The organism is Mucispirillum schaedleri ASF457 (genome assembly GCF_000487995.2).
GTDB lineage: Bacteria > Chrysiogenota > Deferribacteres > Deferribacterales > Mucispirillaceae > Mucispirillum > Mucispirillum schaedleri.
This window is the reverse complement of record NZ_CP097562.1, coordinates 555001-567953: the sequence shown is the minus strand read 5'-3', so window position 1 is coordinate 567953 and position 12953 is coordinate 555001. Positions and strand designations below refer to the sequence as shown.

The 12953-nt window shown below is 32.2% G+C and carries 9 protein-coding genes and 1 rRNA gene (1 of these 10 running past the window's edge); 1 reads left to right on the top strand and 9 read right to left on the bottom strand.

Features of this window, described 5'->3' with window-relative positions:
* Window positions 1-288 precede the first annotated feature (288 nt).
* The 9 genes from N508_RS02725 to ileS all read right to left on the bottom strand — a co-directional run bounded on the left by N508_RS02725 (window position 289) and on the right by ileS (window position 12058).
* A complete protein-coding gene (locus N508_RS02725; protein ID WP_023274863.1) occupies window positions 289-651 on the bottom strand; it encodes a cytochrome c3 family protein in 363 nt (120 codons plus the stop codon).
* A gap of 150 nt (window positions 652-801) precedes the next feature.
* Complete coding sequence (locus N508_RS02720) at window positions 802-1740, bottom strand: DDE-type integrase/transposase/recombinase (RefSeq protein ID WP_023274862.1); 939 nt, start codon at window positions 1738-1740, stop codon at window positions 802-804.
* 176 nt (window positions 1741-1916) lie between these two features.
* On the bottom strand, window positions 1917-2489 hold the full coding sequence (locus N508_RS02715; RefSeq protein ID WP_023274861.1) for an L-threonylcarbamoyladenylate synthase: 573 nt from the start codon (window positions 2487-2489) through the stop codon (window positions 1917-1919).
* Entirely contained in the window at window positions 2489-2989 is a 501-nt protein-coding gene (gene purE, locus N508_RS02710) for a 5-(carboxyamino)imidazole ribonucleotide mutase (protein WP_347342709.1), read from the bottom strand. Before purE ends, N508_RS02715 begins: the two co-directional genes overlap by 1 nt.
* A 6-nt stretch (window positions 2990-2995) precedes the next feature.
* A complete protein-coding gene (purD, locus tag N508_RS02705) occupies window positions 2996-4273 on the bottom strand; it encodes a phosphoribosylamine--glycine ligase (protein WP_023274859.1) in 1278 nt (425 codons plus the stop codon).
* Between the two features lie 18 nt (window positions 4274-4291).
* Window positions 4292-5854 (bottom strand): bifunctional phosphoribosylaminoimidazolecarboxamide formyltransferase/IMP cyclohydrolase, encoded by a 1563-nt coding sequence (purH, locus tag N508_RS02700; RefSeq protein ID WP_023274858.1) that lies wholly within the window; start codon window positions 5852-5854, stop codon window positions 4292-4294.
* A gap of 386 nt (window positions 5855-6240) precedes the next feature.
* Window positions 6241-8742 carry a BspA family leucine-rich repeat surface protein gene (locus tag N508_RS02695; protein ID WP_076653963.1) on the bottom strand — a complete coding sequence of 834 codons (2502 nt, stop codon included), beginning with the start codon at window positions 8740-8742 and terminating at the stop codon, window positions 6241-6243.
* A gap of 1 nt (window position 8743) precedes the next feature.
* Window positions 8744-9268 (bottom strand): signal peptidase II, encoded by a 525-nt coding sequence (lspA, locus tag N508_RS02690; protein ID WP_023274856.1) that lies wholly within the window; start codon window positions 9266-9268, stop codon window positions 8744-8746.
* The gene (gene ileS, locus N508_RS02685) at window positions 9269-12058 is read right to left on the bottom strand and encodes an isoleucine--tRNA ligase (RefSeq protein ID WP_023274855.1); all 2790 of its coding nucleotides are present in this window, start codon (window positions 12056-12058) and stop codon (window positions 9269-9271) included.
* Window positions 12059-12471: 413 nt separating this feature from the next.
* Here ileS and N508_RS02680 point away from each other — a divergent pair.
* Window positions 12472-12953, top strand: a 16S ribosomal RNA gene (locus N508_RS02680); it runs 1067 nt beyond the window's last position.

The following is a 12953-nucleotide window of genomic DNA, read 5'->3' as shown; positions in this document are numbered from 1 at the left end:
TATAGTGTGAAAACAGTGTGTCAATATTGAGCTTGAAATATAGAGAATTATCTAACAAAAAAGAATAAAAATACAAGATATATTTTCTTACAGTAGTATAAAAATTAATTTCTGCTGTATAGGGGGTTATAATAATTTAATACAAATTGCAAATTTATTAAGACATTATATATATGCTGAATAAATATTTTATTAAATACCTTTTTATATGATAGTATAATATTGATAATCATAAAAAAACCTGCTCATTAAAGCAGGTTTTATATTAAAAAATTAATTTAAAATCACTTATTTAGGCAGTGTATGACATTTTGTACAAGTTTTGCCAGGAGTTTTATTAGGTTTTGGTGTGTTATCATGGCAAGTCCAGCAGAATTTGTGTGCTCCGTTGTTAGCATTAGCACCTTTAATTTCACCTTGTACTTGTATTTTTGTAGCACCTTGTGGTGAACTGTGACAAGAATCGCATTTATTGTTTAATGCTTTAATGTGTGGCTCATGGTTATAGAGAACACCTTTTTGAGTTTGTGGTTTAACATTCCAAGCTTCATTAAGTTTAATTTGAAGTTTGTCAGCTGGAACTGTTTGAGCATAAGCAAGAGCAGCAAATGCAAAAAGAGCAGCCATAGTCAGTAAGATAACTTTTTTCATAATCAATCTCCTTTTCCTTTAGTATATTACACATTAATTATATATACTCTTTTTCATAATATATGTCAATCATAGATTTAATATTTTAAAAGATTAATTTCTTAACTAACAGGACAAATGTTACACTTTTAGTAAAAAATAAATCTTAACTTAATATAAATCAAGCAATAATTTATTTTCAATAACAATCTCATATGGAGATTTAAAATTTAAGCATGTTTTAGCAGTATTATTATATCTATCTTCATGCTGTTTAAGAGCCTTAATTAATTCATCTTTGGAATAGAATTTATTATTTGCATATAAAATTTTTCCATCCTCTCTATGACTTCTTTCCACCTTTCCATTCTGCCAAGGTGAATAAGGTCTTATTCGTTTAATAGTATATCCTTTCTTTTCAGCTGTCTCTTCAAAATAGCTTTTCTTGTTTGTAACTTCCTTATCATTTACAAACTCATAGCCATTATCCACTTGAATTGTTTTTAGTGGAAAGCCAAATTTACTTTCCAGTTCGTCTAAAAACTTACCTGTTTCAAATGTGCTTTTTTCTTCTACTATTTCTAATACTCTCATTCTGCTGTATTCATCTATCGCTGTTATCTGATAATATTTTTTACCATAGCTGGAAAACATTATACATTCCTGTGGAACATATTTTATATCTATCTGAACCTTGTCGCCTATATACTGACCTGTTATTGGTTCATATCTTGTATAGCTCTTTTTTGACTTGTTTAATGACTTTAAGCCTTTCTTCCTTATCTGCATACACATACTGCCAAAACTACGATTATAACCAATTTCTAGAAGTCTGACATATACCTCCGCATTACCATACAAACCATGCTCGGCATATGTGTTAAATATTAAATCAAGCTCTTCTTTACTATGCTTATTTGGACTGTTTCTTGGTCTACGACTTTTAAAAGATAAACTCTGAACTGTTCCATCATATTTCTTTAAATGCCTGTATACAAACATACGGTTCACTTGATATTTGCGGGCTGCTTTCGTTGCTCCTTTTTTTAATGCATACTCACATAACCGTTGACGAAATCGCATTTCTTCTGTTATTATCACTTTATTCATTGTGATACCTCTTAGTTTAGTTTAGTTTTTTGCTTAATTTTATACTATATACTAAGAGGTATTTTTTATACTTATTTTTGTAACATATGTCTCATAATCTTACAAGATTTAATATTTTAAAAGATTAATTTATAAATAATGTTTTATTGTTTTAAAAAACAACAATAGCTGCACAATTATCTTATTTTTACTATATTTTCACCACTTATATCGTATATTGATGAACTGATATTTTGTATAGTGCAGCCTTCAATAAATAATTTTATTTTATCAAAATCTCTAATAATATATGAAATATTGTTTAAAAAATTCTGCCCGCTTTCATTTACACTTGTTGCACTTACTGGAAACCCATGCAGTAATAGTGATTTGCATAATATCTTTTTATTTGGTATTCGGACAGCCACTTTATTATCTTTTTTAAAAATATCTGGCAGGCTTTCATTTGCTTTAATAATAAAAGTTATATATTTATTATAATTTTCGCATATAAATTTGTAATTAGTGCTGTTTAAGCTTTTAAAATCAGCAATTAATTCTGCCTGTTCAAAACTGCCTGCAAGTATTGGAAAAGGTTTATGTTCTGGTCTTTTTTTTATTTTATATATTTCTTGATTTGCTAATATACTAGATATAGAAGCACCAATACCATATATTGTATCAGTTGGGAAAATTAAAGGTATGTTTTCTCTGGCAGAGATATTAAACACTTCTGCCAGATTATCAATATTTTCTTTTAAAACTAACATTAATCAATTAAAGATTTAAGAGTTTCATTATCTTTTGCTATTTTATCAGCCATTTCTTTTCTATAAAGCTCTAATTTTTCATAAAGCAATGTATCATGTAATGCAATAATCTGGCAGGCATAAATAGCTGCATTTTTAGCACCAGCTTTGCCTATTGCCATAGTAGCAACAGGTATTCCACCGGGCATCTGCACAGAAGAAAGCAGACTGTCTAACCCCCCTAAAGTTGTGGAAGCAATAGGCACTGCAACAACTGGCAGGTTAGTTTTTGAAGCAACTACACCAGCTAAATGAGCTGCTGCACCTGCAAAAGCAATAATAACAGATATTCCTTTTGCTTTTGCTGATTTTGTCCATTCTATAGTTTGCTCTGGTGTTCTGTGAGCAGATGAAACTATTACATCACATTCCACACCAAAAAACTTTAATGTATCAATACTTTCTTTTACAATATCAAAATCAGATTTACTACCCATTATTAATCCAACTTTTGCCATGATATTCTCCTATTTATTTAGTCCTTTTTTACCAATATCTTTCCTAAAAGCCATATCTTTAAAAGATATTTTTGCAACACCTTCATAAGCCTTATCAATAGTTGATTTTAAATCTTTGCTGATAGCAGTAACGCAGAGCACTCTGCCGCCGCTTGTTAAAATCCTGTCATTATCTGCTTTTGTCCCTGCATGAAAAACTTTTATATTTTCTATTTTATCAGCATCAGCTATACCGGATATTTCATACCCTGATTTATAATCTTTAGGATAGCCGCCTGAAATTAATATAACACATGCAGCAGTCATATCTTTATTTATAACTTTTACACCATCAAGGCTGCCTTTAGCAGAAGCAGTGAGAGCATCTACAAAGCCACTTTCAATACGGGAAAGCACTACCTGACATTCAGGGTCACCAAATCTGCAGTTAAATTCAACAACTTTTATACTGTCACCATTAATCATAAGACCTGCATAGATTACACCTTTATATATAATGCCACGCCTTTCAAGCTCTTTAATCATTGGATAAGCTATTTTATTAGTTACATGCTCCATTTTTTTGTTGTCGCAAATTGGAGCGGGTGTATATGCTCCCATACCACCTGTATTTGGACCTTTATCATCATCATAAACTCTTTTATGGTCTTGACTTACAGAAAGGGGAATAATATTTTTTCCATCTGTAAAAGCAAGGTATGTAGCTTCTTCGCCATCCATATAATCTTCTATTACAACAACATTATTTTCCGCACCAAATATTTTATCTACAAATATTTCTTTTAAGGCATTCAGTGCTTCTTCTATTGTTGCAGCAACAGTTACACCTTTACCAGCTGCCAGTCCGTCTGCCTTTACAACAATTGGAGCACCTTTTTTATTAACATAAGCTGCAGCCTCATCATAGTTTGTAAATTCTTTATAGTCAGCAGTTGCAATACCTGCATTTTTCATTACATCTTTTGCAAAAGCTTTTGAAGCTTCCATTTGTGCGGCTGCTTTATTAGGTCCAAATATTAAAAGCCCGTCTTTTTCAAAAGCATCTACAATACCGTTTGATAAAGGGTCTTCTGGTCCAACAACTGTTAAATCAATATGGTTTTCTTTAACAAACTTAATTAATGCATTAAAGTCATTAATTTTTATGTTTACATTTTCGCATTTATTTTCGCATGCAGTTCCACCGTTTCCGGGTGCTGCATATATTTTTTCTACTCTGTCGTCCTGGCTTAATTTCCACACTATTGCATGTTCTCTGCCACCTGAACCAATTACAAGTATTTTCATTTTTTTACACCTGTCATATTAATGTCTGAAATGGCGTATGCCTGTAAAAATCATTGCAATATTATGCTCGTTTGCTGCCTGAATAACTTCTTCATCTCTTACAGAGCCGCCAGGGGAAACAATAGCAGTTATTCCATAAGCTGCAGCTGCATCTATATTATCTCTAAATGGGAAGAATGCATCGCTTGACATAACAGCACCTTTCACTGCATCTTTACCAAAAGCCTGCTCAGCTTTCATATATGCAATTTTTGTAGAATCTATACGGCTCATTTGACCAGCACCAACACCAATAGCAGCACTTCCTTTAACATATACAATAGCATTAGATTTAACATGTTTTGCAACTTTCCATGCAAATTCTAATGACTGTAATTCTTCATCAGTTGGTTTGCGTTTAGTAGGGCATGGCAGTGATTTAAAATCATCAAATGAATGTAAATCTCTATCCTGCAGAAGATAGCCTCCTGTAACTTTTTTTACATCATATTCTGAACTTCTGCCGTCAATTTCTTCCATAATCATAATACGGATACTTGGTTTTTTAGAAAGTATCTCTACAGCTTTTTCACTAAAAGATGGCGCAGCTGCTACTTCAACGAATATTTCTGCTATTTTTTTAGCTACATCTTCATCAACTTCTCTGTTTAAACCAAAAATACCACCAAAAGCACTAACAGGATCGCATGCAAGAGCTTTATCGTATGCTTCGCTTAATGTATCAGCTTCAGCAACACCGCAAGGGTTGTTATGTTTGATAATAACACATGCAGGGCGTTTAAATTCTTTTAATAATTCTTCTGCAGAGTTTAAATCTACTATATTATTAAATGAAAGCTCTTTACCATGTTGCTGCTGGGCATAGCATACACCAGTTTCGCTCATTAAAGGTTCTTTATAAAATGCAGAGTCTTGGTGTGGGTTTTCACCATATCTCATAGTTTGTATAAGTCTACCGCCAACAGTAAATTCTTCTCTAAATCTAAGCTGAAATTTTCTGCCTAAATAGTTTGAAATTACAGTATCATATAATGCAGTGTGGCTGTATGCCTTTGCAGCTAAAACACGCCTTGTTTCAATAGATGTAGAGCCTTGCTCTTTAATTTCCTGTAATATCTTTTTATAATCGTGAGGGTGAACTACAATTGTAACATAAGCATGGTTTTTTGCTGCACTTCTTACCATTGCAGGACCACCTATATCTATATTTTCAATAATTTCTTCTAATGTAGATGATGGATTTCCTGCTACTTTTTCAAAAGGGTAGAGGTTTACAGCTACAATATCAATATTTTTAATATCCATTTCTTTTGCTGTTTTTTGATGAGCATCATTATCTCTAATATTTAATATGCCACCATGAACTTTTGGGTGAAGTGTTTTTACTCTGCCATCAAAAATTTCTGGTGAGCCAGTAAATTCAGAAACCTCTGTAACTGGTATACCAGCTTCTTTAATAGCTTTTGCAGTGCCGCCAGTAGATAGCAATTTAATACCAAGGTCATGTAAGCCACGAGCAAATTCTACAATACCTGTTTTGTCTGATACGCTTAATAAGGCGTAATTTGGTTTATTTAGCATTTTTTACCCTCTATAAATATTTAAAAATAAATCAGAAATATCTTATATTATTATAATATAAATTGCAATAACAGATTAGACAGTATTACTTTAATTGTAAAATCTAAAAACTATTGTGATAATTGAAGCAGTTATTTAAGTTTTTATAAAACATATAATTATTTTTTATATTATATCTGGACTTACTCTAAAATTTTTTCATATAAGTCATTTTGAGCCTGATTTTACATGCGAAAAATCTAAATTATATATTGTTGCAGTAATGTATAATATATTTAAATTATCTTCTCTTTTAGATACTTCGCCTTATCACTTTCAGTATGACATGGAAACAGGCTCAATTCTCTTGCTGTATTGATTATATGGCTTATTTGGGTAACTCTGCATTAAAACTCAAAACTTTCCAAATATTCTTTTACAGGGTCACATGCTAACCATTCATCTTTACTCATTTTATCTTCAAAATCTGCATACCCATATGCGGCAGGGTCATCATAAAGCTCCATCTCTCTTGTTTCTATGATAGAGTCTAGTCTATCAGCTGCACTACATTCTATACCACTCTCATCAGGATTTATAGATTTTAAAGTATTTAAAATCTCAAAAGCTTTTGCATATTTTTTTTCATATTTTTCTTTATTAAATTTCCCTCTTTTGCCATGATTAAAGTAAGTGAGATGATAAAGTGCCTTATCAAGTGCTACAGCTAGAAAACTGCATCCCTCATATTCTTCACAGTCGTCATAATCTTCTATCACTTCAATAGGTTCATTAATATTTGCTCCCGCTTTAATTGCTTTATGGAAGTTATCCACATTTGAACGAAGAATTGCTTTTAAAAGCTTTTCATTTGCACTGCTTTGTTTTGTAGGAATAGGAATGTTAAGCTTTACTTTTTTTCTATCAGCAATAAATTCTTTATTTTTCACTTTAGAGAGATCCCAAGTATCAAGATTTTGATTAAATGATTTAGCATAAGAAAACATAAATTTCATATTTTCAACACTTTTTATATCCCATTTAGCTAATGGTTGATTAAATGATAAAGTTTCATAAAACATACCATACATATTTCTAACATTGGATACATTCCAGTTTTCTAAAGGCTGATTAAATTTTTTAGCCTTATAAAACATTTCACTCATATTTGTAACATTGCTTGTATCCCATTTATTTAATGGCTGGTTAAATACATCTGTTTCACCAAACATACCGCCCATATCTCTAACATTGGATACATCCCAGTTTTCTATAGGCTCGTTAAATGATAAAGCTTTATGAAACATTTTACTCATATTTGTAACATTGCTTGTATCCCATTTATTTAATGGCTGGTTAAATACATCTGTTTCACCAAACATACCGCCCATATCTCTAACATTGGATACATCCCAGTTTTCTATAGGCTTGTTAAATGATAAAGCTTTATGAAACATTTTACTCATATTTGTAACATTGCTTGTATCCCATTTATCTAGGGGTTGGTTAAAAGACTGGGCTTCGTAAAACATACCTTTCATACTGCTAACATTACTCATATCCCACTTGTTTAATGGATGGTTAAAGTTTTTAGCATTGTAAAACATATAGTTTGTATTAGTAACTTTACTCATATCCCAATCTTCTATTCCGCTAAAATCTTTCCTTTCACTATCAGAAAAAACAAAACTCATATCTGTAATTAGACTTATATCAATATCTTTTAAATTTATACTTTCATCTTTTACTAAAGCCTTTAACTCATCTCTTTTGTTTGGCTTGTATTTATCACCGCTTTTTAGTTTTTCTAAATCTTTCTTGGTATAGATATAATAAATTGGACTTAATTTTTCAAGATATTCGTCGCTTACTTCTATAAAAATCTTCCAAAGAGGTTCATTATGGATTGTATCATAGTAGATTGCATTTTGTTGAAATATGATTTCGTTTTTTCTTTTGTTTTTACCTATTTTTTCACTTTCTTCCCATATAGAATTTTTACAATTTTTTGCTTTTTCTTCGCTTTCTAAAAGCTCTACAAGAGTTTTTCCACCTGCTTTTTGAATGATTTTGCTTATGCTTTGGCTTTCACTCATTTCTAGTGGCGTTTTTCCCCACTTATTGATAGCATTAACATCAGCTCCTGCATTAATGAGTGCTTTTACAGTGCTTAATTGTTTATCAAAAACCGCAATATGTAATGCTGTTTCATCACGATACATGTCTGTTCTGTATTTATCAACCCTTTCATTGATGTCTTTTATCTTACCGCTCTCTATGACTACTTGTGCAAAACTACTATCAGTATCTACTGCATAGTGTAATAAATTCATTCCTTCAATATTTTTTATATTAGGGTCAGCTCCAATTTCTAAAAGAAAGCGTAAAACCTCAAGCTGCTTAGGCTTTTGCTTTTTGTCTCGATATTCATAATCAGAAACGAGATTAAAAACAAGTGGTTCAAATTTGTGGTCGTATGACATTTTATAATAAAATAAAGTATTTAAATTTGCACCCTTATCCGCTAAAAGCAAAAATAACTTTTTTACTTCTTCTAATTGGTTTTTTTTACTTATACACAAAAGATAAAGCAGGATATTTAAATATTTTTTATCGTGAATAAATTGCAAAATAAACTCATAATATTCATAAGAAAAATATACAGGATGAAGGAATATGAATTGTGCCATTGTCAGCCTATCTCTCCAATGCAGGTTTTTTACGCTTTTAGCTTCTAAAGGTTCTAATAGATATACCCTTTCCATATTCTCATTTTTTACATATTCCTGCCATTCTTTAAAAAACTCATCTTCTGTAGTATGCTTAATTTTACTATCAAAAAGCCATTTAAGCATAGTGTTTTTTTGAATTTCTTTATATATTATGAATTCATTTTGTGTATTTTGCATTTTATTTTTCCCATTTCTTTTTATTAATAAAAAGCATATCTATAATAATTAATGATACCCCAATAGTAATACAGCTGTCTGCCAAATTAAATGCTGGAAAATGGTATGATGAATAGTAAAAGTCAAGAAAATCTACAACTTTTCCCATATATATCCTGTCAATTAAATTGCCTGCTGCACCGCTTAAAATAAGAGCAAATCCTGTATTACCTGCCTTTGATTTTTCTAATGCAAAAATATAAAGTATTATGAATATTGCAATTATTGTTACAGTTACAAAAAATAACTGCCTGTAGTTTTCATTCATATCATGAAGAAAGCTGAAAGCAGCTCCCGGATTTAAAACATATACTATGTTAAAAAACCCATCAATTACAGGCACTGCACTGTAAAGCTCCATTGTTGATTTAATAATATTTTTTGTTATAATATCTGCTGCTAATGGAAGCAGAGTAAAAAACAGCAGATATTTTTTTTTATTAACAATTTCTTGCCATATATTTTTAAGTTTAGCATTAAAACTCATCTATTTTAAAGCCTCCGCACATCTTTGGCATACTTCTATATGAGTTTCATCTTTACCAACAGTATCAGAATGAGTCCAGCATCTGGCACATTTTGGTGCACTGCATGGCTGCACTAATACTTTTATCTGCCCGTCTTCTGACACATAAGCATTTTCAATATTTCCAGTAACAACTACAGCTTTTGAAACAATAAACATTCTTTCAAGACCTTCATCTACTGTTAAATGTTTTGCCATATCTTCACTAACAGAAATGATAACTTCTGCATCAAGCGGATGACCTATGACTTTATCAGCACGGGCAATTTCTAATGCTTTATTAACTTCTTTGCGAACATTAGTTATAATTCCCCACTTATAGTCAATTTTATAATCTTCTACTTTTGGGAAAAATTCTTCAAATACAAATTCTTTTTTATCATTCCATTTTGGCAGATATTCCCATATTTCATCAGCAGTAAAACTTAAAACTGGATTAATTACAACAGCTGTTTCTTTGATTAAAGTAAACATGGCAGTTTGTGCAGAGCGTCTTTCATAAGAATGATTTTTAGACGAATAAGCTCTGTCTTTGATTATATCTAAATAAAATGATGATAAATCATTAATACAGAAGTTTAAAAACCCATGATAAAAGCCATGGAACTGGTATATATTATATGATTCATATATTTTTGCTTTCACAAGCTGCCATCTGCCTAATATGTTTTTATCAAGCTCCATAAGTTTATCATATTCAAGCATATCTTTATCAGGGTCAAAATCATTTAAGTTGCCTAATATGTATCTTGCAGTATTACGGATTTTTCTATAGCTTTCAGTAATGCGTTTAATTATATCTTCAGAAATACGCACATCTTCAGTATAATCTTCTGCGGCAACCCACAGCCTTAATATTTCTGTGCCGTATTTATTAATAATATCCATTGGAGCAATAGTGTTGCCAAGGGATTTAGACATTTTTCTTCCATTGCCGTCTACAACAAACCCATGAGTTAATACTTCATCAAATGGTGGCACACCTCTTGTTGCCATACTTTCTAAAATAGAGCTTTGGAACCAGCCTCTATGCTGGTCGCTTCCTTCTAAATACATATTAGCTCGTTTGCCAAGTTCTGGGCGTTTTTCGCATACTGCTGCATGGCTTGTTCCTGAATCAAACCATACATCAAGAATATCTTTTTCTTTTTTAAGATGTGTAGAGCCACATTTATGACATTTTGTTATACCATTTAAGAAAAATGCTTCATCATGTTCAAACCATGCATCAGCACCTTCTTTTTCAAATGCTTCTACTGTTGTCTTTTCTATTTCATCATTAAATATTATTTCACCGCAGTCATGGCATGTAATAAATGCAATAGGTACACCCCATAATCTTTGACGGGAAATACACCAGTCAGGGCGGTTTTCAATCATAGATTGAATCCTGTTCTGTCCCCATGAAGGTATCCATTTGACTTTATTTTTTACAGCATCAAGAGTGCGTTCTCTTAGGCTGTTTTCACTCATAGAAATAAACCATTGTGGAGTTGCACGGAAAATAACAGGTTTTTTACATCTCCAGCAGTGTGGATATGAGTGAGATATATCATTTTGAGCAAGCAGTGAGCCATGTTTCTGCATATATGCAACTATTTCTTTATTAGCTTTATTAATATTCATTCCGTCAAATATACCAACATTTCTTAATATACCATTATCATCAACTGGAGATAATATATCTAAATTATAACGAAGTCCTGTTTCATAGTCGTCCTGTCCATGTCCTGGTGCAGTATGGACAAGACCAGTGCCAGCGTCAAGAGTAACATAGTCAGCTAAAACTATCACAGAGTTTCTTTCATAAAATGGGTGGCGTGCATTAAGATATTCAAGCTCTGAACCTTTAACTGTTTTTACTTCATCATATCCTGCGATTTTGAATGTTTCCGCTAAATTTTCAAGCATTTCTTTTGCAGCTATAATATATTCACCTGTTGATAAGTTACTGTTTTCTGTTTCATTTATCTTAATAATGGAATATTCATAATCTCTGTTTACAGCTATTGCCACATTGGCAGGCAGAGTCCATGGGGTAGTGGTCCATATAACAGCAGATATTTCACCGCTGATACCAAGCTTATTTTTTGCATTATCATCAAGTGGAAATTTTACAAAAACAGATGTAGATGTGTGGTCAGCATACTCAACTTCTGCTTCTGCAAGGGCAGTAACACATGAATGGCACCAGTAAACAGGCTTAGACCCTTTATATACTTCGCCTTTTTTATAACATTTATAAAGTTCAGCAAGAGTTGTTGCTTCATATTCAAAATCCATAGTGATATATGGTTTATCCCATACACCAAAAATACCAAGCCTTTTAAAATCAGTTCTCTGTATATCAATATATTTGCCTGCATAGTTTCTGCATACTTTACGGATTTGTGCAACAGTCATATCTTTTTTCTTTTCACCTAACTCTTGGTCAACTTTTAGCTCAATTGGCAGACCATGGCAGTCCCAACCGGGAACATAAGGTGATTTAAAACCCTGTCCAGTTTTGATTTTTATGATGAAGTCTTTTAATATTTTATTTAAAGCTGTTCCAATATGAATACTACCATTAGCATAAGGAGGACCATCATGCAGAATGTATTCAGGACATCCATTTCTTGAGTGCTGTATTTTATCATATACATTATTTTCTTCCCATTTTTGCAGTCTTTTAGGTTCCTGTTCAGCAAGGTTTGCTTTCATAGGAAACTCTGTCTTAGGTAAATTAAGAGTATTTTTGTAATTTGTCATTATATATTCTCCTTAAAACAATAACAAAGGTAAAATTATAGAAGTATATTTTTACCATTTTATTATATTATAATCAAGGCTTTTTATATGTCATCCAAAAATTTTAAAATGATGTAAAAAAATATATTGACAATATAAAAAAGTTTTGTTATATATACTTTCCCTTGATACAGAAGCTGCTGATATTCTTGGTTTAATATAGAAAGATGTGGCTTTAATATTGTTTTAAGAATTTTTATATAAAGTTTTGAGTAACTTATTTAAAAAAGTTCTTGACAATAATGAAAAAAAGTATTAGGTTATGTGACCCTGTTTATATTTAAGGGATTATGTATTGACAATAGAATAGGTTAAATTGTGATAGACAGCTTAAGTAATTAGTTAGGTAAGAATTTTTTTGGAATACAATAATTTGTATGGAGAGTTTGATCCTGGCTCAGAACGAACGCTGGCGGCGTGCTTAACACATGCAAGTCAGGGAGAAAGTCTCTTCGGGGATGATTAAACCGGCGCACGGGTGAGTAACACGTGAGTGACCTGCCTTTTAGACTGGAACAACTTACCGAAAGGTGAGCTAATGCCGGATGAGTTATATAAGTGCATGTTTATATAGGAAAAGTTGGGGAGACCTGACGCTGAAAGATGGACTCGCGTCCCATTAGCTAGTTGGTAGGGTAATGGCCTACCAAGGCGACGATGGGTAGCCGGCCTGAGAGGGTGGCCGGCCACACTGGGACTGAGACACGGCCCAGACTCCTACGGGAGGCAGCAGTGGGGAATTTTGCGCAATGCTCGTAAGAGTGACGCAGCGACGCCGCGTGAATGACGAAGGCCTTCGGGTCGTAAAGTTCTTTCGACAGGGAAGAAAATGCCTATAAGTAACTGTGTATGTATT

What these genes read in the sequence shown, in the direction of transcription:
- N508_RS02725 (WP_023274863.1), bottom strand. Translation starts at nt 651, where the DNA reads ATGAAAAAAGTTATCTTACTGACTATGGCTGCTCTTTTTGCATTTGCT.
- N508_RS02720 (WP_023274862.1), bottom strand. Translation starts at nt 1,740, where the DNA reads ATGAATAAAGTGATAATAACAGAAGAAATGCGATTTCGTCAACGGTTA.
- N508_RS02715 (WP_023274861.1), bottom strand. Translation starts at nt 2,489, where the DNA reads ATGTTAGTTTTAAAAGAAAATATTGATAATCTGGCAGAAGTGTTTAAT.
- purD (WP_023274859.1), bottom strand. Translation starts at nt 4,273, where the DNA reads ATGAAAATACTTGTAATTGGTTCAGGTGGCAGAGAACATGCAATAGTG.
- purH (WP_023274858.1), bottom strand. Translation starts at nt 5,854, where the DNA reads ATGCTAAATAAACCAAATTACGCCTTATTAAGCGTATCAGACAAAACA.
- N508_RS02695 (WP_076653963.1), bottom strand. Translation starts at nt 8,742, where the DNA reads ATGCAAAATACACAAAATGAATTCATAATATATAAAGAAATTCAAAAA.
- lspA (WP_023274856.1), bottom strand. Translation starts at nt 9,268, where the DNA reads ATGAGTTTTAATGCTAAACTTAAAAATATATGGCAAGAAATTGTTAAT.
- ileS (WP_023274855.1), bottom strand. Translation starts at nt 12,058, where the DNA reads ATGACAAATTACAAAAATACTCTTAATTTACCTAAGACAGAGTTTCCT.